This window comes from Mycobacterium sp. NGS68, assembly GCF_059812195.1.
On sequence record NZ_JCALCE010000003.1, the window covers coordinates 263,942 to 288,030 of the forward strand.

The following is a 24,089-nucleotide window of genomic DNA, read 5'->3' on the forward strand; positions in this document are numbered from 1 at the left end:
AGAACGGTGAAATACAGGAATGGATCGCAAGTCCGACCGTAATTACGAGATAATTATCATAGGAGCTGGATTTTCCGGCATCGGGTCTGGCATTAGCTTGATGAAGGCGGGATTTACCGACTTCTTGATGGTTGATGACGCCGATGGCGTAGGTGGTACGTGGCACTGGAACACCTACCCGGGTATCGCTGTCGATATACCGTCGTTCAGTTATCAATTCTCATACGAAATGCGGCCCTCTTGGTCGCGCACGTACGCCCACGGCAATGAGCTCAAAGCCTATGCCGAGCGATGTGTTGAAAAGTATCGGCTCTGGGACCATATTCGTTTCAACACAACCATTACCGAGGCTTGTTTCGACGAGAACGCAACACGGTGGCATTTGACCAGTGCCAATGGTGAGGAGTTCACGGCACGCTTCGTGATAAATTGCTCCGGCGTTCTCAGTCGGCCAAAGTGGCCTGAAATCAAGGGGGTGCGAGATTTCGCCGGCGTTACGCTCCACACGGCTAGATGGGACAATGCCAAAGATCTCAGCGGGAAGAGGGTTGCAGTAATCGGTACCGGTGCATCGGCGGTGCAACTGATACCCGAAGTCGCAAAGAAAGCAGAGAGTCTGACGGTATTTCAGCGAACTCCAATTTATTGTCTGCCGAAGCCAGACTTCCCCATACCGACGTGGGGTGGAAGGCTTCTACATTTCCTGCCGGGGGCACAATTGGCGACCCGGACCGCCAGCCAGGCGTTCGTGGAAATCACTTTCCCAATCGCCGCTCACTTTCATACGGTGATACCGTTCGCCGATGTCATGGAGAGCGCCGCAAAGCGGTACATGCGGCGTGAGGTCCATGACCCGACGACGAGAGAACAACTCATTCCGCGCTACTCGTTGGGCTGTAAACGACCCAGCTTCCACAATTCCTATCTCGCAACGTACAACCGGTCCAACGTTTCGCTCGAGACGAGCGGCATAACCCATATCGACCATGCATCCGTCCATACTCGAGACGGCAAAGCTCATCCCATTGACGTCTTGATCCTGGCCACCGGCTTCAAAGTGATGGAGTCGGGCAACATGCCAACTTACGTATTGAAGGGACGCGGCGGGCTGGAGCAGGCTACATGGTGGGACGAGCATCGACTGCAGGCCTTCGAAGGGGTGAGCGTCCCGGGATTTCCGAATCATTTCAACATCTTCGGCCCGTACGGCTACAACGGTTCCTCGTACTTCACGCTCATCGAGGCGCAGAGTCGGCACATCGTCCGGTGTCTTCGTCGCGCGCGGGCGCTGGGTGCTAACTGCGTGGAGGTCAAGAAGGAGGCGAACGACCGTTATTTCGCCGAAGTGCTAAGGCGGCGTCACAGACAGGTTTTCTGGCAGCCGAGCTGTTCCAATGCCAACAGCTACTACTTCGACAGGCACGGTGACGTTCCACTCCGTCCATCAACGACTCTGGAGACCTATTGGCGGAGCCGCACCTTTCGCCTCTCGGACTACCGATTCGAGAATCGGCCCGAAGAGGTGTGTCCCCGGTGACCAGAATGGATGCCCCTGACTGGCAGCCCAGTCTTGCCAGTCATCTCGTCGCGATGTCCTCGCGAACCACGCTGCGGCCACTGGCGCAGCTGATGCCATCAAACGCCTACGGACTTGCGGTGATGGATCGCGTGCTTCGAACAGCGCTCGTAGCCTCACGGCCTCGGCGCGGCGTCACAGTGCGCAAGGTTGACACTGTATTCGCCGGAGGCCCGGTTCGTGGGGACTGGATCACCACGCCTGCCATTAATCCGCATGCCAACCCTTTGCTGTACATCCACGGCGGCGCCTATTCTATGTGCTCGCCGGAGACGCACCGCGGTCTTCTTGGTGAACTCGCCTCGGCGAGCGGGCGCCCCATCTTCGCAGTGAAGTATCGTCTTGCCCCGCGGTATCCCTATCCCGCAGCCGCGGACGATGCGCTGAATGCGTATCGCTGGCTTACCAGCGGAGGGTCCCCGGGTTCTTGTCAGCGCACCGTCGCGGTTGCCGGCGATTCAGCGGGCGGTCAGCTCACGATGGCCACGGCCTTGGGCGCACGTGCAGTTGGATTGCCGCTCCCTGATGCGATGCTGCTGATGTCTCCCGTCCTGGATCTCAGGTGCGAACTTGCCAGAGCGCGTGAAATTCGCCGCCGGGATCCTTTTGCCTCCGCTCAATCAGCGGCGCGCGCTCTTGACCTCTACGTAGGTGGCGCAGATCGCGGAGATCCGCGCCTCAGCGTGCTTGACGCGGACCTCACCTCGATGCCGCCGATCCTCATTCAGGTGGGCGGGAGAGAAATGTTGATCGATGACTCGCGCCGTCTCGCCGAGCGACTTCAATCAGCTGGATCCCACGTCGAGATCCAGGTATACCGGGGACAGATCCATGTATTCCAGGCTATGTTCCGGATTCTTCCCGAAGCCCGAGACGCGATTCATCGAGCGGGACGCTTCCTTGAAGCCTCGGAAGTCAGGTGAAAGTGTCCGAACAGGCAATGCTCCTACACCTACACCACCTCGACCGCCGCAGCGTGAAGTCAGTCGTCTCTGCCTCATGAGCAGCAACTTCGCGACGGCCTGTCGCGCATACGATCCGTCGATCGTGATCATCGGGGCCGGCTTCGCCGGGGTTGCGATGGCCCACCGGCTGAAGAAGGACGGGTTCACGAACTTCACGATCCTGGAAAAGGCTGCAGACATCGGGGGTGTTTGGCGTGACAACACCTATCCGGGAGCGGCCTGCGACGTGCCGTCAGCGTTGTACTCACTCTCGTACAAGCCCAATCCTCGTTGGTCACGGCGATATGCCGAGCAACCCGAGATACTCAAGTACCTCCAACAACTCGTGGAGAGTGGCGGACTGGCCGCGCATCTGCGTACCCAGACCGAAGTTGTCGCAATGACCTTCGATGACCAGCTAGGGCGTTGGACCCTGGTTACGAACTCGAACGAGACAATAACCTGCGATGTCGTCGTCTCGGCCGTGGGTCAGCTCTCCTTGCCCCACGTACCCGTTATTGCCGACGCAGACACCTTCCAGGGGCCGCGCTTTCATTCGGCGCGTTGGGACCGATCGGTTTCGCTTCGCGGCAAGCAAGTAGCCGTCATCGGCACAGGAGCTAGTGCCATCCAATTCGTGCCACACATCGCCCAGGAGGCGGAGCATGTCACGCTATATCAGCGCACGGCTCCGTGGATCTTGCCGAAGTGGGACAGCAGGTATGGAGTCCTTCACGACAGGGTGAGCGAGTTATTGCCGATGGCGCTGCGCCTCGAGCGTTTCGCGGTATGGCTAATTTTCGAGTTGCTCGCTGTGACGCTAGTCGACGCGAAGCCCCTCTCACGCGTCCTCGGTGCGATCGCGCGCCGCCACCTACATCGGCAGGTTGCTAGCCCATCTTTGCGCGAGCAATTGATGCCTTCGGACGCGCCAGGGTGCAAGCGAGTGCTGTTCTCGAATGATTACTATCCAGCAATCGCGAGTGATCGCGTGTCGTTGGTGCCGAAGGCTATCGCAGAGCTCTGCGACAACGGTGTCAAGACCGTGGATGGAGAGTTTCGTCCTGCAGATGTCGTGATCTACGGAACCGGGTTTCGCGCCACCGATTTTCTCGCCCCGATGTCCGTGCGCGGCTCTCGCGGAGTCTCCTTGGCCGAGGTGTGGAAGACCCAGGCGTACGCATATCTGGGCATCACTGTCCCCATGTTCCCGAACCTGTTCCTGCTTTATGGTCCCAACACGAATGTGGGCTCGGGGTCGATCCTCTACATGATCGAGTCACAAGTCCGTCACATCGCAACGCTCATCAAAGCCGTGGCTGCTCATCCGGGTCATGCGATCGATGTCAGGACGGAGAGCGCGCAACGCTACAACACGCGCTTGAGAAGGCGACTACGGAGGTCGGTGTGGGCGCTGTGTGCGAGCTGGTATCGAACCTCGAGCGGGGAAATCCCGACGAACTGGCCGGGGCCTACCTTGGTTTATCGACTCCTTACCCGGAAGCCGCACAGCGGCGATTACGTCTTGAGAAACGTCGGGCGTCTAAAGGTCTGAGACCCTGCAGAACCGAGCCTGGCCGACTAAGGGCACGAGACGCGCACTTAACCGCTAGGCCAATAATGTCTAGATATTGACATCAATGGCATCTTTGTAAAGACTGGTGGACGCCGTCAAAGCGGCCCAGCGTCCAGGAGGAACCATGACGAATCACCTTCTCGCACCTGCGCACCACGTGAAGGAGCGGTTGTCCTCTGTGATCATGGTCCCCGCGCCTCACGCCGTCGACGACAGATGGCGTCGATGGAGCCGGGACTGGCCGGTTCGTGAACTGGCACCGGCACCCGCGGGCAGTGGATTGAAAGCCGTCCGGGGGGATGCCGGACTGCCCTTCGTAGGTCACACGCTCGACTACATCCGATTCGGCTCGGATTTCAGTCGAGAGCGCTACGACCGTCTGGGTTCGGTGTCGTGGATGGGCGCGTTCGGCACCAAGATGGTGGTCATCGCCGGCCCTGACGCCACTCGAGAGGCGTTCACGAGCGAAGCGAAAGCATTCTCTCAGGATGGCTGGTCCTTCCTGATCGACGCCTTCTTCCATCGCGGTTTGATGCTCATGAGCTTCGACGAGCACTTGATGCACCGGCGCATCATGCAGGAGGCGTTTACGCGTCCGCGCCTGACCGGATACGTCGAACAGGTAACGCCATGCGTTCGCTCGGCAGTGCCTGCGTGGCCGGTGGGCCCGTCGGTTCGAATCTACCCACTGTTGAAGGAACTCACCCTCGACATCGCTACCGACGTCTTCATGGGCGGCCGCGGCAAGGACGAGAGCGATGCTGTCAACAAGGCGTTCGTCGCTACGGTCCGGGCGGCGAGTTCCCTTGTGCGTGCTCCGCTTCCGGGAACCAGATTCCGCGCTGGTGTGCAAGGGCGGCGCGTTTTGGAGGACTACTTCTTCCGGCATCTGCCGGCCGCGCGAGCCGGTGAAACGGAGGATCTGTTCGCTGCTCTCTGTCAAGCCACGACCGAAGACGGGGAGCGGTTTTCCGACGAGGATGTGGTGAATCACATGATCTTCTTGATGATGGCGGCCCACGACACCTCGACGATCACCACCACAGCGGTCACCTATTTCCTTGCCAAGTATCCGCAGTGGCAGGAGGCTGCGGCTGCGGAAGCCGCGGCCATCGGTGACGGGTTGCCGGACATCGAGGCCCTGGAGAAGATGACGGTCATCGACCTCGTGATCAAGGAAGCGCTCAGACTGCTTGCACCTGTTCCGCTGGTGATGCGCAAGACGGTTCGAGATGTCGCCATCGATGGATATCACATCCCCTCGAACACGTTATGCGCTATAACGCCTGCCGTGAATCACTTCGATCGAACGATCTGGAGTGATCCGGAGCGGTTCGATCCCTCACGTTTCGACGAGCCTCGGCGCGAAGACCAACACCACCGATTCGCCTGGGTTCCGTTCGGAGGTGGAGCGCACAAGTGCATCGGCATGCAATTCGGGACGCTCGAAGTCAAAGCAATCCTGCACAGGATGCTGCGTTCGTTCACTTGGAAGGTTCCGGAGAACTATCACGTCCGATGGGACAACACCTCGCTGCCCATTCCGGTGGACGGACTTCCGTTGGAGATGAAGCGCCGATGACCGTCGACCACAGCCCCTACCTCGAACCCACGGAGTTTCTTGACTGGCAACAAGATTCGGTACGTGACTTCGTGTCATCGGCGATCCGTGGTGCCTGCGGCGACACCGAGAAGGCCATCGCCATCTTCACCGCGGTCCGTGACTCCATTTGGTACGACCCCTACACGGTGACCGACAACCCGCACGCGTATCGCGCCAGCACCGTCGCGACCGCAGAACGGGCCTACTGCGTCCCGAAGGCCGTGCTCTTGACTGCAGCGTGCCGAGCGGCGGGAATCCCGGCGCGGCTGGGGTTCGCCGACGTCCGAAACCACCTCCAGACCAAGGCATTGCGCGAGCGGATGGGTGGTAGCGACGTTTTCGTCTACCACGGCTACAGTCTCATGTTCCTCAACGGTGCGTGGGTAAAGGCCACCCCGGCGTTCAATCGCGAGCTGTGCGCACGCTTCGGTGTCTCGCCGATCGAATTCGACGGCCGTAGCGACGCGCTACTCCATGGTTTCACCGCTGACGGCACCCAGCACATGGAGTATCTGCGCGACCGGGGAGCCTACGACGATCTACCCCTAGCAGACATCCTGCAAGCACTGAGAACGCATTACGGCACATTCATCGATCAGCCGAACAGCCGTCCCGACCTCTTCGCCTGAAAGGGCACTACACGATGCAAAGCACAATGCAAAATGTTCCGCTCACGGTGTCGGCGATCGTCCAGCATGCGGCAGCCATACACGGTGACAGCGAGGTCGTCACTCCGACCGGAAATGGATATCGGAGAACGCCTTACCGCATTGTGCTGGCGCGAGTGGCTCGCCTTGCCAATGCGCTGCGCAGTCTTGGCGTCACGGCAGACCAACGCGTGGCCACCTTCCAGTGGAGCAACCAGGAACATCTGGAGGCCTACTGTGCGATTCCCTCCATGGGCGCGGTCCTGCACACGCTCAACATTCGTTTGGCCCCAGAGCAACTGGCGTACATCGCCAATCACGCGAGCGATCAGATCGTCCTAGTCGACGCTTCGGTTGCCCCGTTGTTGGCGCGCGCGCTCCCAGCGATGGCGTCGGTGCACACCGTCATCGTCACCGGAGAGGGCGACCTTGCCCCGCTCCAGGGATGCGGGAAGACCGTTCTGCGTTACGAGGAAGTGCTTGCCGGCCAAGAAGAATCATTTGACTGGCCTGAGCTCGACGAGCTGTCCGCCGCGGCCATGTGTTATACGAGCGGTACCACCGGAGATCCCAAAGGCGTCGTCTACAGCCACCGTTCGACGTACCTTCACTCCCTGACCGCCTGCACAGCTAACGCTTTGTCAGTCAGCGAGGCCGACCGTGTGCTGGCCATCGTCCCAATGTTTCACGCCAATGCGTGGGGGCTTATTTACGCAGCGTTGATGTCCGGTGCGGATCTGGTACTGCCTGACCGGTATCTCCAAGCCGAACCGTTGGTGTCGATCATCGAAGACACCAGACCGACCTTGGCCGGTGCAGTGCCGACGATCTGGAACGATGTCGACCGATATCTGGATTCGCACCCTGAGCGGGACATTTCTTCGTTACGGCTGGTCGCGTGCGGGGGGTCTGCTGTTCCGCTTTCGTTGATGCGGGCATTCGAAGAGAAGTACGACGTGCCCATTGTGCAGGCCTGGGGTATGACCGAAACCTCTCCGTTGGCGACCGTTGCACGTCCGGCTCACAGAGCCGACGCGACGCGGCGCTGGGAGCTGCGCGCATCCCAGGGCCGACCGATCTGCGGTGTCGAAATCCGGTTGCGGGACGACGACGGGAAAGACGTGCCGTGGGACGGGCAATCAGTTGGGGAGATCCAGGCGCGCGGTCCCTGGATCACCGGGTCCTATTTCGGAAACAACGATACGGAGAAGTTCGACGAAGGATGGCTGCGTACCGGTGATGTGGGCAAGATCGACGCCGAGGGCTATCTGACACTGACCGACCGCTCGAAAGACGTCATCAAGTCAGGTGGCGAATGGATCTCCTCGGTGGAGCTGGAAAACACGCTGATCGGCCACCCTGCCGTGTACGAAGCGGCGGTAGTCGGCGTCGCGGACGATAAATGGCAGGAAAGGCCGTTGGCGCTTGTCGTCGTCCACCCCGGAACCGACGTTGACATTGACCAACTCCGATCGTTCCTTGCGGACAAAGTCGCCAAATGGTGGATTCCCGAGCGATGGAGCTTCGTGTCCGATATTCCGAGGACGAGCGTCGGAAAGTACGACAAAAAGGTCATCCGTGCGCGCCACTCTGCCGGCGAATACCTCATCGAAATCGAAACGTCATAACGTCAAATCCCTGGAATTCCAACAGTCGGAAGGTAATCATGTCCTCACCAATCTCTCCCTGGATGAATGCCGAATTACTCGAGCTTCGTGACCTCGCTGCGAAGTTCTTCTCGGCCGAATTGGCGCCGCATGCGAACCGCTTTGCAGACCAGCACCACGTCGACCGAGAACTGTGGAACCGAGCAGGCGAGCTGGGCCTGCTCTGCATGTCTATACCTGAGGAATACGGCGGAGGCGGTGGCACTTTCGCGCACGAAGCGGTCGTGCTTGAAGAGCAGGCCCGCATAGGTGACAGCTCATGGGGCGCGGGACTGCACAGCGGAATCGTCGCCCACTACATCCTGCAGTACGCGACTGAAGAGCTGCGCGCGCAGTGGCTTCCCAAGATGGCGTCCGGTGAAATGATCGGGGCGATCGCCATGACAGAACCGGGGACCGGGTCCGATCTGCAGAGCGTCAAGACAAAAGCCCTCCTGGACGGTGACGAGTACGTGATCACCGGCTCCAAGACTTTCATCACCAACGGCCAACAGGCCGACCTCATCATCGTTGTTGCCAAGACAGATCCGAGCCAGGGCGCTGCGGGCATCTCTTTGATCGTTGTCGAGGCTGACCGGGCGGGATTCCGGCGCGGCAAGGTTCTCGACAAAATCGGCCAGCGCGGCCAGGACACCTCCGAGTTGTTCTTCGATGAAGTGAGAGTTCCGCGCTCGCATCTACTGGGCCAGTCTGAGGGACAGGGCTTCATTCAGCTGATGACGCAGCTGCCACAAGAGCGACTCATCGTCGCGGTGGGGGCTGTCGCAGCGATGGAACTTGCCCTGGAGCAGACGCTCAAGTACACGCGTGAGCGGGAGGCGTTCGGTCGGCCTGTCTTTGGCTTTCAGAACACCAAGTTCACGCTGGCTGAAGCCGCGACAGAAACGCGCATCGCACGAGTGTTCCTCGACTACTGCATCGACCTGCACCTTGCGGGTCAACTCGACGTGCAGACCGTCGCCATGGCGAAGTGGTGGACCACTGAGCGAGCGATGAAGGTACTCGATGACTGTATGCAGCTTCACGGCGGATATGGCTACATGACCGAGTACCCCATCTCGAGGTTGTGGGTGGATCAGCGCGTGCAAAAAATCTATGCCGGCACGAACGAGGTGATGAAGGAAATCATCTCGCGTTCCCTATGACTCAGAGGAGTTGCCGCCCGCACGTTAGTCATCTAGAGGAGGAGGACTGATGGCATCGATGGTGGTGCCGTATCGCCACGACATGGGCGGCCACTGCGGATCGGGGGCTCTTCGGGATTTGACCGAATGGGCCGGGATCCGTTGGGGTGATGACACCCCGGACGAAGGCATCGTGTTTGCTCTCGGCGGGGCCCTCGACTTCTCGTATGTTCGCTCGGCCCACCTACGTCCACCGATCTACCTCGTTGGACGCAGCGCGGACCTCGAAGACGAATACTTGACCCGGTTGGGCGCGCGCTTCGAGTGTCGTTCGACAGACGACCCCGATCTCGGGTGGAAATGGGTGACCGAACAGATCGATGCCGGTACGCCGGTCATGGTGTGGACTGACATCGCCGAATTGCCCTATCTGAGAACGCGTCTGAGTATGAGCCGGCACGATGTCGTGATCGTAGGGTACGACGACGACGAGGAACTCGCCTTCGTGGTCGATAACGATCGCGATACACCTCAAGCCGTGCCTTACGAGAATCTACGGAAGGCGCGGGCATCGACGGGATTTCCCGTCCCCACGCGGCACACCACCTACGTAGTCGAGTGGCCCGGCGCGGCACCAGATCTCGGCAATGCTGCCCGGTCGGCCTTCCGTAGGTCCGCGGACGCGATGCAGGGTTCGTGTGTGAGCGCGCCGATCACCGAGGACTCCGATTGTGAAATTCAGGTGCGTGGGCTACCAGGGGTATCGACTTTTGTGGAGGATCTCAAGCGGTGGCCGAAGATCTTTGACGACGACACCCTCGACGGAGCCTTGTTTGCGCTGAGCGCCTTCATCGAAAAAGCCGGAACCGGAGGCGGTCTGTTCCGAGATCTGCAAGCACGTGGATGTCGGCGCGTCGCTGAAGAGTTGAGTTTCGAACCTGCGTTTAAAGCAGCGGAGGCTGCAAAGACCGCATCTGAGTTGTGGACCGCGGTTGCGCACGCCGCTTATGACCGCGGTGCAGATCCGCACCGAAGAGCGAGCGGCGCCGCGTCCGTGGCTGCGCAATTGCCGACAGCCGAACGTCGACTCGCGGAGGCGCTGAGGGAGGCAGGAGATCTACTCCTATGAGTTCTGATTGCTTCGGAGCAAGCCGAACTGGTTGCGACCCAGCAGATTTATTTGAGCGCTTTGAATTGTGTCATAGGAAGGGAGAATCACGATGGCTGTCTTCGCTGATGCGGAAGAGGTTTACCGCTACCTCGCCGGCATCTTTCGACGAGGTTTGGAGAACGAAGACCTTGCGAACAGACTTGCCGGGTCCGGGGTGGTGTTACGGATCCACTACACCGATCCGGATGCGGTAGTAACCGTGGATATGCCGGAGAAGGTCGTAGAGACCGGCGCGGACAGTGGCGTTACACCGAATGTCGAATTGTTCATGTCCGCGGATACCGGCAACAGGTTCTGGTTGGGGAAGGTGAACTTGACCATGGCGATGGCGAAAGGAACTGTACGAGCGAAAGGTCCTGTCACCAAACTGATCAAGCTCATACCGCAGGCAAAGAACCTCTTTCCGGAATACCGGGCAATCCTTGAGGCCGACAAGCGTCACGACCTGCTCAATGTGTGATGTCGGTGCGGTACCGCGCCCGGGCCCGGGTGAGCGGCGCGGGCCTCTGGGCGATGTGCCCGGAGATCATCCAGGACAGTTCGCGCGACCACCGTGCGCGGTCGGGATAACTACTCGAGAAGCGTAATTCGATAGAAGGGACTTCAACATGAAGACACGTGCGGCTGTTTTGTGGGGCTTGGAGCAGAAGTGGGAGGTCGAAGAAGTCGATTTGGATCCGCCAGGTCCCGGGGAGGTCCTCGTGCGGCTGGCGGCCACCGGCTTGTGCCATTCCGACGAACATCTGGTGACCGGCGACCTCCCGATCCCATTGCCGGTAGTGGGGGGTCATGAGGGTGCTGGCACAGTCGTGGAGTGCGGCGAAGGGGTTGAGGAACTGTCCGAAGGTGATTCTGTCATCTTGACCTTCCTTCCCTCGTGTGGGCGCTGCTCGTACTGCGCGCGCGGCATGGGCAATCTCTGTGAGTTGGGAGCGGCGCTCATGATGGGACCGCAGATCGACGGCACCTATCGCTTTCACGCACGAGGCGAGGACGTCGGGCAGATGTGTTTGCTCGGGACGTTTTCCGAGTACACAGTGGTGCCGCAGGCGTCCGTGGTCAAGATTGACGGCGGAATCCCCCTGGATCGGGCAGCCTTGATCGGTTGCGGCGTCACGACCGGTTACGGATCTGCGGTGCGGACTGGGGAGGTGCGCGCCGGGGACACCGTCGTGGTAGTGGGAGCGGGCGGAATCGGAATGAATGCGATTCAGGGCGCGCGAATCGCGGGAGCGCTGGCGATTGTGGCGGTCGATCCGGTGAAGTTCAAGCGAGAGCAAGCGAGCGGGTTCGGTGCGACGCACACCGCGGCCTCGATGGATGAAGCTTGGTCGCTGGTCAGCGATATGACGCTGGGCAAGCTGGCTGATGTCTGCATCCTCACCACCGATGTGGCTGAGGCCTCCTACACCGCGGAAGCGCTGGCCTTGGTCGGAAAGCGCGGGCGCGTCGTGGTCACGGCCATCGGGCACCCCGACGACTCATCGATCTCAGGATCACTGCTTGAAATGACGCTTTACGAGAAGCAGATTCGTGGCGCTTTGTATGGCTCATCCAATGCGCCGCACGATATTCCGCGACTGGTCGAGCTGTACTCCGCTGGGTTGTTGAAGCTCGATGAGTTGGTCACCCGCGAATACTCCCTCGACCAAATTAATGAGGGCTACCAGGATATGCGTTCAGGAAAAAATATCCGAGGGCTGGTCCGGTTCTGAAGAGCATCATGCCCACTGCTGGTCTCCATGTCCTTGCGTTGCTGCAGATCATGCGGCCGGGCCCCTTGGGTGGTTGGCGTCGGGTCCTTCTTTCCCGTCGTGAGGACGGCAAGCATCAGACACCTCATCGATCATCTATCACATTCTCTGGGAGGCTGAGATGACGGACGCTGGCACGACCACGGCAAGCAGGGATGGGGCTGCTCGTTTCGCTATCGCCCCGGAGGTGTGGACCACGCCGGAGCGACGAGCGCTGAGCCAAATGGCGCGGTCTTTCTCGGAACGTGAAATCGCGCCGAAGCTAGCGGAATGGGAGCACGTGGGTGAGATTCCGCGCGACCTGCATCTCAATGCTGCCGAGGTGGGGCTTCTCAGAATCGGGTTCCCGGAAGAAGTCGGCGGCAGCGGCGGCAATGCGATTGACTCTGCACTGGTCACTGAGGCCATCCTGGCCGCAGGCGGGTCCACTGGCGTCTGCGCCGCCTTGTTCACCCATGGCATTGCCCTTCCCCACATTGCCGCCAATGGCTCCGACGCCCTGATTCAACGATATGTCCGTCCTACGCTCGCAGGAAAGATGATCGGCTCGCTGGGCGTTACCGAGCCTGGGGCAGGCTCAGATGTCGCGAATCTGCGCACACGCGCGGTGCGCGAGGGGGACACCTACGTGGTCAACGGAGCAAAGACGTTCATCACCAGCGGAGTTCGAGCGGACTTCGTTACTACGGCGGTACGCACCGGCGGACCGGGTTACGGTGGAGTTTCATTGCTTGTGATCGACAAGAATTCGCCTGGATTCGAAGTGTCCCGCCGGTTAGACAAGATGGGGTGGCGATGTAGCGACACCGCCGAGTTGTCTTTCGTCGACGTTCGCGTACCGGCTGACAACCTGGTGGGGGCAGAGAACAGTGGGTTTTTGCAGATCATGCAGCAATTTCAGGCTGAACGGCTCGGCATCGCCGTCCAGGCGTACGCGACGGCGGGTCGGGCTCTCGACCTTGCCAAGAGTTGGGCGCGGGAACGTGAAACGTTCGGTAGACCCTTGACGGGGCGCCAGATCATTCGCCATAAGCTTGCGGAGATGGCTCGACAGGTCGACGTGGCGTGCACCTACACCCGTGCGGTCATGCAGAGGTGGCTAGCGGGGGAGGATGTCGTTGCCGAGGTGTCGATGGCCAAGAACACCGCTGTGTATGCGTGCGACTACGTGGTCAATGAGGCGGTTCAGATCTTCGGTGGGATGGGCTACATGCGTGAGTCTGAGATCGAGAGACACTATCGAGATTGCCGAATTCTCGGAATAGGCGGCGGCACCAACGAAATCATGAACGAGGTCATCGCCAAACGTATCGGACTCTAGCTACTTGATTGAATCGCCCTGACTTTCCCGGAGGCTCGGGTTATTGGATTCCGGCCAGGGGTTGGTCGGTCCCATGTGCATCGTGGAACGCGGCTTCGAACTCGGTGGGTGGGATGTCATTAAGGTAGCTGTGTAAGCGGCTGGTGTTGTGCCAGTACACCCAGCTCAGGGTCGCGAGTTCGACGTCCTCGACGGTCTTCCACGGCCTGGTGCGGACTGGCCCGTAGATCAGCTCCGCCTTGTAGTAGCCGTTCACCGTCTCCAGGGCATTATCGTAGCTGTCTCCGATCGTGCCGATCGAGCGGACCGCTCCGATCTCGGCGAGCCGTTCGCCATAGCGGATAGAGGTGAATTGCGATCCGGCATCGGAGTGACATGTCAAGCCCGGCAATGTGTTTCCGCGTGACCAACGAGCCATCTCCAACGCATCCAGCACCATGGTGGTACGCATGTGCGACGCTACCCGCCAGCCCACGATCATCGGGTCTGCTGCACCAATAGGTGACATCTGAGTTGGCTTGCCCAAAGCGGGCGGGCTGGAAGGATGTCAGTGTGCCTAGGCCCTACCCCCGTGAATTTCGCGACGACGTCGTCCGCGTTGCCCGTAACCGCGACGACGGGGTGACGATCGAGCAGATCGCCACCGATTTCGGCGTGCACCCGATGACGTTGACCAAGTGGATGCGCCAAGCCGACGTCGACGAGGGCGCCAAGCCAGGTAAGAGCACCAATGACTCCGCTGATCTGCGCGAGCTACGACGCCGAAATCGGTTGTTGGAACAAGAGAATGAAGTCTTACGGCGGGCAGCGGCGTACTTGTCGCAGGCCAATCTGCCGGGAAAAGGGTCTACCCGCTCGTAAGTGAGCTCGCCGCCGACGGGATTCCCGTCGCGGTGACGCGCCGGGTACTCAAGCTCGCCCGCCAGCCCTACTACCGCTGGCGGGCAAATCCCATCACCAATGCCGAACTCGTCGAGGCATACCGCGCCAACGCCCTGTTCGACGCGCACGGCGAGGACCCCGAGTTCGGCTACCGCTACCTCGTCGAGGAGGCCCGTGAGGCCGGCGAGCCGATGGCCGAGCGCACCGCCTGGCGCATCTGCTCACAGCAGCAGTTGTGGAGCGTGTTCGGCAAGAAGCGCGGCAAGAACGGCAAACCAGGACCGCCGGTGCACGACGATCTGGTCCAGCGCGACTTCACCGCTGAAACGCCAAACATGTTGTGGCTCAGCGACATAACTGAGCATTATACCGGCGAGGGCAAGCTCTACCTCTGCGCGATCAAGGATGCATTCTCCAACCGCATCGTGGGTTATTCGATCGACTCCCGAATGAAGTCACGCCTGGCGACCGCCGCGCTGCGCAACGCGGTCGGCCGCCGTGGGGTGGTCGCCGGCTGCGTGGTTCACACGGACAGAGGGTCGCAGTTTCGAAGTCGAAAGTTCGTCCAGGCCCTGCACCATCACGGCATGGTCGGCTCAATGGGACGTGTCGGCGCGGCCGGCGACAACGCGGCGATGGAGAGCTTCTTCAGCCTGCTGCAGAAGAACGTCCTCGACCGCCGCCGCTGGGCCACCCGAGAGGAGCTGCGGATCGCCATCGTCACTTGGATCGAACGCACCTACCACCGACGTCGCCGCCAAGGCGCCCTCGGCCGGTTGACCCCCGTCGAATACGAAGCCATCATGACCACGACGGCCAGTCAGGCCGCGTGACCGAAATTGTCACCTGATCGTGCAGCAGACCCACTTCCTGATAGAGCTTGGCACAGGCCTCTTTGGTAGGTGCACCGTCCTCGCGTGAGTCAGATGCATCGGGGTCGGGAGGCATATTAGACACGGCACGACCTTAGGACGGCGGTCTCACATGTCACGCCGACGCGCCGTTTGCTGTGGTGGGTCTGCTTCCGCAGCGCGGGGACAATATGGAGACCTTTCGGTCACATCGGTCACATCTGTCACAGGCAGCAAACACTCCGAAACGACAACAACCCTGCCTGAGCATTGCGTTTGCATGGTGCGCCGTCAGGGTTTCGAACCCCAGACCCGCTGATTAAGAGTCAGCGGCTGTTAGCGATGCCTGGGCTACCGGCGTCGCCGCGAAAACGTCAGAGTAGCTCTATCTGCTCAGGTTCCTCGACGCTAGGCCCGTTAAACTCCACCAGCGTATGACGGATCAATGGACGGTTTGTACGCCACTGGTTGGTCGAAGTCAAACAACCAGAACGCTATTTATCGACAATAGGTTGTTTGACAAGTAGTCACTGAGTAGAGTAACAGACGTGCTCTCTGCTTCGATTCCTGCCCGCTTGGTCGACGCAGGCGTGCGGATGGTGACTGGTGATGCACACAGCATCACATACCGAATCGATGGCCGCGCCGTAGTAGCGGACCTGGTTCTGGCAGAACGTGTGCCATCTCCGGCCGCAGTCCTTAGTCGTGTGCGCCGCCATCCAGGCCGCCGCGTATTCGTGGTGTGCGAGACCATCTCAGATGAGGCACGTTCAGCGCTCCTGGCTCAGGCTGACGTGGATCTCAGCGTCGGCAGCACCGGCGAACTGGTGCTCTCCGGGCGAACCTACCGAACGCCAACACCAGGACGGCCGCCCCGCGCCGCCAGCGAGCGCAGCTGGCGGCGGCGGGCGGCTGAACGGGTCTGTGTGCTTACGCGCGGTCACCTCCGCCAACGCGACATTGCCGCGGCCATCGGAGTTAGCCAGCAGGCGGTGTCCAAAATGACCGAGAAGGATCCGCTGCCGGACACGCCGATGACCGAGGCTGCGCGCCGGGAGCTCCTGGTGAAACTGGCATTGGTACCTGCGGACAGCGGACTTGTCGAAACGTACTGGTATGGAATGGATCCGGTAGTGGAGCAGGTGCGCAGTGCGACCCGACTCGGCGCCGAGCTCACCGTGCCGATCCTTGCTGGCGGCGAGGTCGCCGCCGACGTCCTGCGACCGTGGCAGGTACCAACCAGAGGTCTGGTCTATGCCAAAGAACTGGTCGACCTCTCCGAGTTCGGTTTGGTGGAGGCCACCGCCGAGGAAGCGACCTTGACTGTGCGGGTTCCCGCCGACCCGACCGTCTGGACGACCGCGGCCTGGTGGCGGCGGGTTCGTGATACGCAGCGTTCCGACATCATCACTGTGGATCCAGTGATTGCGCTTCAGGACCTCAGCGGCGGTGCCGATCTTGGCGACGGTGCACCGCAGCATCTCAGCGACTGGATCGTGCACCGGTGACCGGAACAGCATCGGTGCAAATCGCCTGCACTGCGGTGGCCGACGACAACGGAATGCGTGCACTGCGTGACGTGGCCGCAGTCACTGCCGACATCGAGTACCGCGTCATCGGCGGTCACATGGTGCGACTGCTGCGGCACGTCTACAACGTGTCGGGCATACCGCGACTGACCTCCGACGCAGACACCGGGATCGACGTCAACGTGGCGTCCACCGGGAACCTCCACGATCGACTCACCGCACTGGGGTACACCGCTGAGTGCGGCAACCGCTACGAGCGGGGTGAGCAAGCGGTCGACCTCTTAGTTCCCACCGCAGCCAAACCAGGCAAGCGGATCATCGGCGAACGAGCCTTCGACGGAGCGCCAGGGCTGCGGTTGGCGCTCGCCCTACCGCCGATCGAAGTCGCCGTCACAGCCCGACTCACCGACGGCGACACGGTTGAGTTCGAAATTCCGGTTCCCGACGTCGAGGCAGCATTCGTGTTGAAGATGCTGGCACGTACCGTTCGCGACTCCGAACGTGACCTCCAGGATATCGAGACACTACTGGAGATCGTCGCGTCACAACCCGATTACCACGCTTCGCCGTGGCGCCTGGGCGACCCCAAGATCACAAAGGCCGGCGAGCGCGGCGACGCTGCGCGTGTGGCAGCGCAGATGATCTCCAGTCCGCCGACGAGGGTGCCGGCCAGAGTGCGGGCGCTGCTCCGGCGCCATGTCGCCATCGTGTCGCGATGACGCACCAGCAGACAGTCGTTCGTTTCCGTGCGGCTACGCCGAGCGAAACGGTTTCGGTCTCGACGGAGCCGGCAAATGCTGAGCCGGAGCATTGACATGGCTGCTGGCTGCGCGGGTCCCCACGCCGGTGGCAATAACGGCTAGGTCGTTGTCGGCGGAGCGGCGTAGTCTAGTTACATGGATGTAGTTCCCGCGACGCCTGCCAACCTTGATAATGGTACGTCCTCGCCGGGACCTGGCGAATTCGCCGCGCAGGTCTATCCAGCAGCCGAGCGCGAGGCGGCTGGCCCGCGCCCCGAGCGCTTCCAGGTCCTCGCTCTCGATGGAGGGGGCGCCAAGGCGTTGTTCACTGCGCATGTGCTTGCACGTCTGGAGCAGGATCTGGGCGTTAGGATCACCGATTCCTTCGACCTCATTGCTGGCACGTCGGCGGGCGGCATCGTCGCACTGGGTCTCGGTGCGGGCCTCACGCCGAAGGAGATTGTCTCCCACTACGAAGAACTGGTCGAGAAAGTCTTTCCGGCGTCGAGGCGGCGAGGATGGCGCCGACCACGGCAGCTGAGATCGCCCATCTATGACGCAGAGGCGCTGCGGCAAGCGTTGACCGGCGTCCTCGGAGCCCGACTCCTTGGCGACAGCACGAAGCGACTCGTCATTCCCGCGTGGGATGTACAACGCGGGGCCGTGCACATCTTCAAGACTCCGCACCACACACGGCTGACCCGCGACTGGCGCATACCGATGGTGGACGTTGCACTGGCGACCTCGGCGGCGCCGCTGTACTTCCCCGCGGCGTACGTCGACGGACACAGGCTCATTGACGGCGGAGTATGGGCCAACAACCCGGCTGTCGTCGCGATCGCCGAGGCCGTCAGCATGCTCGGTGTTCCTCTCGACGCGATTACCGTCCTCAACGTCGGCACCATTGATCAGCTGACCGATCACCCCAAGCGCTTGGACCGCGGCGGACTCTTACACTGGGCAAGACCGATTGCCCCGCTGATCCTTAACGCCAGCAGCCGTGGCGGACAGGGCCTCGCCGAACACTTGATCGGCAAATCCAACTACACGCGCTTCGACGCTCTAGTGCCCGGCGGCCTCTACGCACTGGACTCGGCGGACCCAAAGGACGTGGCCGGCCTCGCTGCCTCAGTCAGCCGAGAACTCAGCCCTAGCTACACCGCGAAATTCGCTGACCACCAGGCGCCCGCATACACACCGGTGAACGGACGCCGACACCGCGACGATCCGGGCAGCATTTCACACACGGAGGCCCCCAATGCAACTCGCTGACCACTTCAACGTCTTGCTGAAAGACACGGTCAATCTCAGCCAGTTCAAACTGGACCTACTCAACCAGCGCGTCGAAGCCATCTACAAGGCACTCAAAGCCGACGTCGAAATCGGTGCGCTGATCACCGGCAAGACGCCGCAAGGCTCCTGGGCACACCGCACGATCATCAACCCCGTCGGTGACAACGAGTTCGACGCCGACTTCATGCTCGACATGAGCCAGAACCCGGACTGGGCCGACAACCCCAAGACCTACATCGATGAGGTCTACGCAGCCCTGCATCGGCACAGCACCTACGGCACCATGCCGCACTCACGTAAGTGCCGCTGCGCGCGGCTCGTCTACGCCAACTCCATGCACGTCGACATCGTCCCTCACCTCAACCTGGCCGACGGTCGAGAGGTCATCGTCAACCGCGACGACAACGAGTGGGAGCTGACGAACCCGCAGGGTTTCACCGATTGGATGAAGAAACAGGACTCTATCGCCAGCGGGAACTTACGCAAAGTGATCAGACTCATGAAATACCTTCGTGATCACAAGAATTCGTTCACCGGCACACGTTCAGTCCTGCTGACCACCATGCTGGGGGAGCAGGTAACAGACTTGCGCAAGCTCCTGGACCCGAGTTACTACAGCAACGTCCCCACAACTCTTCTTCATGTCGTGCAAGACCTCGACACCTGGTTGCAAGCGAACCCGATCAAGCCCTCCATCGCCGACCCGTCCGGTTCCGGCGTGACGTTCGACCACCGGTGGGGACCAGACCCCGAGAGCGCTCAGGCGACCTACAGCTACTTCCGTGACCGAATCCACGTGCATGCCGCCGACATCGAAGCGGCCTACGAGGAGAAAGACAAAGACCGCAGTGTCCAGCTGTGGCAGAACATCTTCGGCGACGGATTCAAGGCGCCGGCCACAACAACCGCTAGCGCGAAGTTTCCAGCAGCCACCTCTGCCGCGGACTCAACAGTGGGGCGCTCTGGTCGGGCAGGGTGACCAGACGCCACCAGCCCACGCTGACGGGCTGGCAGAAGCATCTCCTCGCCGAACTCAAAGCGCTAGCGCAACAACGTCCCAACGAAATCCAGGTCCGAGGAAGACCCACGCTCGACGCTAGCGGCGAGGCGTCGCTCCGCATCTCGCTACGCACGGCCGCCATCCCGCATCATCCGGGTGGCCTGCAACTTCAAGAGACCGAGGAGTTCATCCTTCAGCTTCGCCCCTCTTCGTACTCGCTACCGGCTATCGACGTTGATCACACTCGGTTTCTCGGCTACCCCCATGTGCTCGCGGGTCAACGACTATGCATCTATTTGGATCCTTCACGGGAATGGCAGCCGACGCTTGGTGTGGCCGGCCTACTCACCCGCCTTTGGGACTGGCTCGTCGACGCGGCCGCCGGAAACTTCGACGCCGCCACCGCCATGTACCACGCTGTTGGCGGAGTGCCGCATCAGGCACATGACACACCGACGATCGTTACCCGAGAACCCGGACCGGCGAAGCGCCACCAAACGGCTCACCTGATCGCCCGGTCAACGCACCGATACGACCTGACGTACTCGCCTGGAGCTGCCGGGCATCGCGTACCGGTAATTACCCTGGCCACCGCGCTGCCGTTCGGTGCCGCATCCACATTCGCGCTACTGCTTGCTCTCCTGGACGACCCCTACCTTGACCGCCTCGAAGGACGGGCTCCCCGGATCGCACCGCAATCGCCGGCGTTCCTCACCGCCCTCCTGGCGAGTGCGTTACGAAATCACCACGACGCCGAGCAATACTTCGTCCTCGCCGTGCCGCACCCCGCTGGAGGCCCACCCCACCTCTTGGGCGGACGGCTCCCCACCCCAACGGCGAATGCGCTCCGCGAGGTCGCGCAGCAACGGGGTGTGGGGGTTGTTCTCGACCCCGCGAAGATCAACACTGAAATCCCGATTGAGTGGTGCAGGATGTCCGACGAACGACCCGAAGTGACAACCCGCCGCGACGACGGCCGCCCCGTGAACGGATTTCAACGAAAGACTGTCCACATCTGGGGCTGCGGCGGGCTCGGATCATGGATCGCCGAATTCATCGCTCGCGCAGGAGCATCGGAGATCACCGTGTGCGACCCTGGCATCGTCACCGGCGGCTTGCTCGTCCGACAAAACTACGTCGAAGACGACATTGGCCGTTCCAAAGCCGAGGCACTCGCTGGACGGCTCCGCGCGATCCGTGATGACCTGACGGTCACCGTCGCAGAAGGGCACCTCCCAGAAGACCACACGTCATGCCTGGCAGCGGATCTCATCATCGACGCCACAGTGAACAACGGCATCACGAGCTGTCTCGATGCGTTGGCAACTGCGCCGACGCGAAAGGCATTGATCGCTCAGGTCGCCACAGACGCTCGCTCTGGCACGCTCGGCCTAGCCGTGCTGTGCGCCGCAAGCGCAACAGCGACAGTTTCCAGCATCGATCAAGACGCTGGCCGAACAATCCAGGGCGACAGCGGACTTGAGCTCTACCACACGCTGTGGCAAGAACCCAGCGATGACGAACTTATACCAACCAGGGGCTGCTCGGTCCCCACATTCCACGGCTCGGCAGCCGACCTCGTAGCGGTCGCAGCCACACTCGTCAACCTGATCGGAAGCCACCTCCAACAACCGGACTCCGCGGTTTCGGGCACACACCTCATCGCTCTGCCGCACGCGGCCAGCGGCCCCCGACACCACTTCCTCCCCGGTGTAACGCACCCCATGGATCACACAGCAGGGACAGAATGAGGGCAACGGAACGTCAACGCAATGCCCCATCAGAGGGCGTCATTGTCGAGCGTCTTCGCACCGAGGCAACCAACTGGATCAACGCCGTGGCGCTCCAATCAGGACGCATCGACCGACGCTTCAACAAGCGGCACGCCGACCACGTGGAACTCCAAACTCTTGAACGTGACCTGCACTTCTTCCTGTTAGCGGCGGTACGCCTTCGCCGCTGTATCGAGCAGGTGTCTCGATACCAGTAAAGAAAGTTCTCACATCGCAGGTCAGCGACGGTCAGGCTATTGGTCCGGCCTGCCGCTCGCGGCGTCTCGATGCGGCGAGCAGCGAGGGCAGCTGCGCCTCGTCGTGATGCCAGCGCTGTGGCCTGCGACTTAGTTCCGGCGCCGGTCGTGGGTGCATGCATGCGTGGCGGCGGACGGAGGGCGGAGCGCAGGGAGCGGCGCGGACGGGAGCGCCAGCGGACGGGAGCAGAGCGAGCGTAGCGAAGCCTGCTGGTGGCCGCCGGTTCCTGCGGGTCGCGGGTGTCCAGGATCTGCGCCATCAGCCGCGACGGGGCTGCGGCATGGTGCTGGGGCTCGTAGGCTGGCGGTTGTGAGCGTAGTTTTGGCGCAGCGTGCACGGCGCGAGGCCGAGGCGCGGCTGGCTGAGCAGCCGCGGCGGTTGGCGCATGTCCGGGGGGTCGCGACGACTGCCGAGCGGTTGAGCCGGCGTTTCGATGCTCAAACGGCGGACTGTCTGGTCGCGGCGGGGTGGTTGCACGATATCGGTTACGCACCGTCGGTGCGCCGGACCGGTTTTCATCCCCTTGATGGAGCGGAGTTCGTGCGATCGGCGGGTTTCGGGGAGCTGGTCGCTTCCTTGGTGGCCTTTCATACCGGAGCGCACGCGGAGGCTGCCGAGCGGGGCTTGTCGGGTTTGTCCGCGTTCAGCGATCCGCCCAGCAATGTCCTTGATGCGTTGACTTTTTGCGATCTGACGACTGGACCTGACGGGGCGCCGATATCACCGCGAGATCGACTACGCGACGTGTTGGCGCGTTATGGATCCGAGGACCCGGTGCACCGGGCGGTCGACGCGGGCCGCGACGAATTGTTGGCGGCGGTCCGGCGAGTACGCGACTGGCTGTAGCCCAGCGGTCAGCCGAGGTAGGGGCTGTCGCGGCGTTGCAGGTAGTGCTCGACGCGCAGTCGCATCGACGGATGCATATCCAGGCCAGCGATGTCGTCGGGGGCAGTCCAGGCGATGTCGGTGCTTTCGTGGTCGATGGCGAGGGTCCCGCCGAGCACCGTGGTGGCGAACAGTAGCGAGAATTGTTGGCGCACTTCGCCATCGGTGAACGCGACCACGTGGTGGGGGTTGGTGTAGACACCGACCAGACCCGTGACTTCGACGTCGAGCCCGGTTTCTTCTTTGACTTCCCGCACGGCGGTGTCGGCGATGGTTTCGCCGATGTCGTGTCCGCCGCCGGGTAACGCCCACAGGGTGTTGTCGCGGCGTTTGATCAGCAGAATACGACCTTGTTCGTCGGTGACGATGGCCGAGGCGGACGGAACGACACTGTTGGGCGCCGGGGCGTTGGGGTCATTGTAGTAGTCGGTGCGCATCGGGGGTCAGCCTTTCGCGGTCAGCGGTCTGGCGCGGTTCCAGACCTGGGTGAAAGCGTCTTCGAGGGTGGTCCAGAGCCTTGGCTCATGGTGACGTGACAGAACCAGCACAGGGTTGTTGCGCCCGGGTGAGCCGTAGATGTGGAAGTTGACAATCATGGCGTCATCGACCCGAAAGATCGACGTGTAGAGCGCGGTGTCGTGGGTGCGAATGTCCAGCCCCGGGGTACAAGCGTGAGGGGCGAGCAACTCCACCGACGTGCGGCAGCGGGCGATGACAGCCTCGCCGATCCCTTCCTCCTCACCGCGCAAGATCGTGGTCGCAGTGTCGGGATCCCCGACGAGAAACCGCACCGACACACCGCGGGCGGCGGCGGCGAGCAGGGTGTCGAGGAATCCGTCGAGGGTGTCGAACAGGAACGTGGCCGCGAGCACGAGGATGTCGATGCCGGTGGTGGCGTCGGCGAAATGCTGCTGCCACGTCGTGATCGGCAGCTGAGTACGGCTGGCATACAGGGTCGCGGTGAATGGCCCACCCGCAGACGCTGTTGTCACTGCACGGGGGGTAGCGGCCGGGTACTGCTTGGGCCACAGGTCATGCGGAGTGCAGTCGAGCACCTCGCTGGCGCTGCGGGCGTTGTGTTCGCGAATTCTGTAGTCGCTATCGGCCAGCCAGCGTCGCACCGACTTGATATCGACACCCACCGCGGTGGCGAACCGCTGCGAGGACAGACCTTTGGCCTGTAGCCGCTGCGCGAGGCGATCGTTGGGAGTGATGGCGGCCTCGGTGCCGTCCTGCTCGTCCATCGTGTCAGCGCACATCTTCCCGTGTCGTCCGTATCCATCCTTCAGCGCGTGGTGTCTAGTTTGCCATGCGATTGCCGCCACCCTGCGGCGATAGTGTCGGTGTGATGTCCGTGGGTATGTCCGGCCGTGTCCGAAATGCCCGTGGATGTGTCGGAAATGTCGGCACATGTCTCTCGCAACGTCCGTGATGTCCACGTGAACTGAATCCAGCGCCGGACCGGCGTCAACATCTCACGAAAGGACTAGTAGGAC

The 24,089-nt window shown here is 61.6% G+C and carries 21 protein-coding genes and 1 pseudogene; 19 read left to right on the forward strand and 3 right to left on the reverse strand.

Annotated elements, in window-relative coordinates; translation table 11 throughout:
• Window positions 1-19 precede the first annotated feature (19 nt).
• The 11 genes from AC5Y5V_RS06095 to AC5Y5V_RS06145 all read left to right on the forward strand — a co-directional run bounded on the left by AC5Y5V_RS06095 (window position 20) and on the right by AC5Y5V_RS06145 (window position 13,383).
• A complete protein-coding gene (locus AC5Y5V_RS06095; protein ID WP_011560579.1) occupies window positions 20-1,537 on the forward strand; it encodes a flavin-containing monooxygenase in 1,518 nt (505 codons plus the stop codon).
• On the forward strand, window positions 1,534-2,499 hold the full coding sequence (locus tag AC5Y5V_RS06100) for an alpha/beta hydrolase (protein ID WP_012296509.1): 966 nt from the start codon (window positions 1,534-1,536) through the stop codon (window positions 2,497-2,499). Before AC5Y5V_RS06095 ends, AC5Y5V_RS06100 begins: the two co-directional genes overlap by 4 nt.
• A 76-nt stretch (window positions 2,500-2,575) precedes the next feature.
• A complete protein-coding gene (locus tag AC5Y5V_RS06105; RefSeq protein WP_017205328.1) occupies window positions 2,576-4,075 on the forward strand; it encodes a flavin-containing monooxygenase in 1,500 nt (499 codons plus the stop codon).
• 145 nt (window positions 4,076-4,220) lie between these two features.
• Window positions 4,221-5,678, forward strand: coding sequence for a cytochrome P450 (locus AC5Y5V_RS06110; RefSeq protein WP_011560575.1), 1,458 nt, complete (start codon window positions 4,221-4,223; stop codon window positions 5,676-5,678).
• Window positions 5,675-6,328 (forward strand): transglutaminase-like domain-containing protein, encoded by a 654-nt coding sequence (locus AC5Y5V_RS06115; protein ID WP_011560574.1) that lies wholly within the window; start codon window positions 5,675-5,677, stop codon window positions 6,326-6,328. Before AC5Y5V_RS06110 ends, AC5Y5V_RS06115 begins: the two co-directional genes overlap by 4 nt.
• 26 nt (window positions 6,329-6,354) lie before the next feature.
• Window positions 6,355-7,974 carry a fatty acid--CoA ligase gene (locus tag AC5Y5V_RS06120; RefSeq protein WP_017205326.1) on the forward strand — a complete coding sequence of 540 codons (1,620 nt, stop codon included), beginning with the start codon at window positions 6,355-6,357 and terminating at the stop codon, window positions 7,972-7,974.
• A 38-nt stretch (window positions 7,975-8,012) separates the two neighbouring features.
• Window positions 8,013-9,158 carry an acyl-CoA dehydrogenase family protein gene (locus AC5Y5V_RS06125; RefSeq protein WP_005086582.1) on the forward strand — a complete coding sequence of 382 codons (1,146 nt, stop codon included), beginning with the start codon at window positions 8,013-8,015 and terminating at the stop codon, window positions 9,156-9,158.
• 49 nt (window positions 9,159-9,207) lie between these two features.
• Entirely contained in the window at window positions 9,208-10,266 is a 1,059-nt protein-coding gene (locus tag AC5Y5V_RS06130) for a BtrH N-terminal domain-containing protein (RefSeq protein ID WP_005086581.1), read from the forward strand.
• A 91-nt stretch (window positions 10,267-10,357) separates the two neighbouring features.
• Entirely contained in the window at window positions 10,358-10,768 is a 411-nt protein-coding gene (locus AC5Y5V_RS06135) for an SCP2 sterol-binding domain-containing protein (RefSeq protein ID WP_005110592.1), read from the forward strand.
• Between the two features lie 148 nt (window positions 10,769-10,916).
• Window positions 10,917-12,023: an NDMA-dependent alcohol dehydrogenase gene (locus tag AC5Y5V_RS06140; RefSeq protein ID WP_011560572.1), complete on the forward strand. Its 1,107-nt coding sequence runs from the start codon at window positions 10,917-10,919 to the stop codon at window positions 12,021-12,023.
• Window positions 12,024-12,183: 160 nt separating this feature from the next.
• The gene (locus tag AC5Y5V_RS06145; protein WP_011856018.1) at window positions 12,184-13,383 is read left to right on the forward strand and encodes an acyl-CoA dehydrogenase family protein; all 1,200 of its coding nucleotides are present in this window, start codon (window positions 12,184-12,186) and stop codon (window positions 13,381-13,383) included.
• A gap of 40 nt (window positions 13,384-13,423) precedes the next feature.
• On the opposite strand, the pseudogene AC5Y5V_RS06150 reads toward AC5Y5V_RS06145, so the two are convergent.
• A pseudogene (locus AC5Y5V_RS06150) lies at window positions 13,424-13,867 on the reverse strand (DDE-type integrase/transposase/recombinase); the annotation flags it as partial.
• Window positions 13,868-13,935: 68 nt separating this feature from the next.
• Here AC5Y5V_RS06150 and AC5Y5V_RS06155 point away from each other — a divergent pair.
• From AC5Y5V_RS06155 to AC5Y5V_RS06190, 8 genes are all read left to right on the forward strand, one after another.
• Window positions 13,936-15,098 (forward strand): IS3 family transposase gene (locus tag AC5Y5V_RS06155; protein ID WP_225323256.1). Its coding sequence is split into 2 segments (ribosomal slippage): window positions 13,936-14,220 and window positions 14,223-15,098, totalling 1,161 coding nucleotides; the frame shifts between segments, so codons are not numbered across the junction.
• Between the two features lie 614 nt (window positions 15,099-15,712).
• A complete protein-coding gene (locus AC5Y5V_RS06160; protein ID WP_017205323.1) occupies window positions 15,713-16,624 on the forward strand; it encodes a hypothetical protein in 912 nt (303 codons plus the stop codon).
• Window positions 16,621-17,364 carry a nucleotidyl transferase AbiEii/AbiGii toxin family protein gene (locus AC5Y5V_RS06165; RefSeq protein WP_011560566.1) on the forward strand — a complete coding sequence of 248 codons (744 nt, stop codon included), beginning with the start codon at window positions 16,621-16,623 and terminating at the stop codon, window positions 17,362-17,364. Before AC5Y5V_RS06160 ends, AC5Y5V_RS06165 begins: the two co-directional genes overlap by 4 nt.
• A 177-nt stretch (window positions 17,365-17,541) precedes the next feature.
• A complete protein-coding gene (locus tag AC5Y5V_RS06170; RefSeq protein WP_011560565.1) occupies window positions 17,542-18,657 on the forward strand; it encodes a CBASS cGAMP-activated phospholipase in 1,116 nt (371 codons plus the stop codon).
• Window positions 18,644-19,657 carry an SMODS domain-containing nucleotidyltransferase gene (locus tag AC5Y5V_RS06175; RefSeq protein WP_005110610.1) on the forward strand — a complete coding sequence of 338 codons (1,014 nt, stop codon included), beginning with the start codon at window positions 18,644-18,646 and terminating at the stop codon, window positions 19,655-19,657. The genes AC5Y5V_RS06170 and AC5Y5V_RS06175 overlap by 14 nt, the downstream gene beginning before the upstream one ends.
• Window positions 19,654-21,429, forward strand: a complete 1,776-nt coding sequence (locus AC5Y5V_RS06180) for a ThiF family adenylyltransferase (RefSeq protein WP_011768281.1) — start codon at window positions 19,654-19,656, stop codon at window positions 21,427-21,429. The genes AC5Y5V_RS06175 and AC5Y5V_RS06180 overlap by 4 nt, the downstream gene beginning before the upstream one ends.
• Window positions 21,426-21,668: a hypothetical protein gene (locus tag AC5Y5V_RS06185; protein ID WP_005110614.1), complete on the forward strand. Its 243-nt coding sequence runs from the start codon at window positions 21,426-21,428 to the stop codon at window positions 21,666-21,668. Before AC5Y5V_RS06180 ends, AC5Y5V_RS06185 begins: the two co-directional genes overlap by 4 nt.
• 349 nt (window positions 21,669-22,017) lie before the next feature.
• Complete coding sequence (locus AC5Y5V_RS06190; RefSeq protein ID WP_005110615.1) at window positions 22,018-22,554, forward strand: HD domain-containing protein; 537 nt, start codon at window positions 22,018-22,020, stop codon at window positions 22,552-22,554.
• Window positions 22,555-22,562: 8 nt separating this feature from the next.
• On the opposite strand, the gene AC5Y5V_RS06195 is transcribed toward AC5Y5V_RS06190, so the two are convergent.
• Together AC5Y5V_RS06195 and AC5Y5V_RS06200 are read right to left on the reverse strand one after the other, a co-directional pair.
• Window positions 22,563-23,030 carry an NUDIX hydrolase gene (locus AC5Y5V_RS06195; RefSeq protein WP_005110618.1) on the reverse strand — a complete coding sequence of 156 codons (468 nt, stop codon included), beginning with the start codon at window positions 23,028-23,030 and terminating at the stop codon, window positions 22,563-22,565.
• A 6-nt stretch (window positions 23,031-23,036) separates the two neighbouring features.
• Window positions 23,037-23,837: a hypothetical protein gene (locus AC5Y5V_RS06200; protein WP_011560562.1), complete on the reverse strand. Its 801-nt coding sequence runs from the start codon at window positions 23,835-23,837 to the stop codon at window positions 23,037-23,039.
• Window positions 23,838-24,089: the final 252 nt, after the last annotated feature.

Coding starts and splice junctions, on each gene's coding strand:
- AC5Y5V_RS06120 (WP_017205326.1), top strand. CDS start 6,355: ATGCAAAATGTTCCGCTCACGGTGTCGGCGATCGTCCAGCATGCGGCA.
- AC5Y5V_RS06115 (WP_011560574.1), top strand. CDS start 5,675: ATGACCGTCGACCACAGCCCCTACCTCGAACCCACGGAGTTTCTTGAC.
- AC5Y5V_RS06105 (WP_017205328.1), top strand. CDS start 2,576: ATGAGCAGCAACTTCGCGACGGCCTGTCGCGCATACGATCCGTCGATC.
- AC5Y5V_RS06185 (WP_005110614.1), top strand. CDS start 21,426: ATGAGGGCAACGGAACGTCAACGCAATGCCCCATCAGAGGGCGTCATT.
- AC5Y5V_RS06095 (WP_011560579.1), top strand. CDS start 20: ATGGATCGCAAGTCCGACCGTAATTACGAGATAATTATCATAGGAGCT.
- AC5Y5V_RS06110 (WP_011560575.1), top strand. CDS start 4,221: ATGACGAATCACCTTCTCGCACCTGCGCACCACGTGAAGGAGCGGTTG.
- AC5Y5V_RS06195 (WP_005110618.1), bottom strand. CDS start 23,030: ATGCGCACCGACTACTACAATGACCCCAACGCCCCGGCGCCCAACAGT.
- AC5Y5V_RS06175 (WP_005110610.1), top strand. CDS start 18,644: ATGCAACTCGCTGACCACTTCAACGTCTTGCTGAAAGACACGGTCAAT.
- AC5Y5V_RS06170 (WP_011560565.1), top strand. CDS start 17,542: ATGGATGTAGTTCCCGCGACGCCTGCCAACCTTGATAATGGTACGTCC.
- AC5Y5V_RS06145 (WP_011856018.1), top strand. CDS start 12,184: ATGACGGACGCTGGCACGACCACGGCAAGCAGGGATGGGGCTGCTCGT.
- AC5Y5V_RS06130 (WP_005086581.1), top strand. CDS start 9,208: ATGGCATCGATGGTGGTGCCGTATCGCCACGACATGGGCGGCCACTGC.
- AC5Y5V_RS06140 (WP_011560572.1), top strand. CDS start 10,917: ATGAAGACACGTGCGGCTGTTTTGTGGGGCTTGGAGCAGAAGTGGGAG.
- AC5Y5V_RS06135 (WP_005110592.1), top strand. CDS start 10,358: ATGGCTGTCTTCGCTGATGCGGAAGAGGTTTACCGCTACCTCGCCGGC.
- AC5Y5V_RS06125 (WP_005086582.1), top strand. CDS start 8,013: ATGTCCTCACCAATCTCTCCCTGGATGAATGCCGAATTACTCGAGCTT.
- AC5Y5V_RS06200 (WP_011560562.1), bottom strand. CDS start 23,837: ATGGACGAGCAGGACGGCACCGAGGCCGCCATCACTCCCAACGATCGC.
- AC5Y5V_RS06160 (WP_017205323.1), top strand. CDS start 15,713: ATGGTGACTGGTGATGCACACAGCATCACATACCGAATCGATGGCCGC.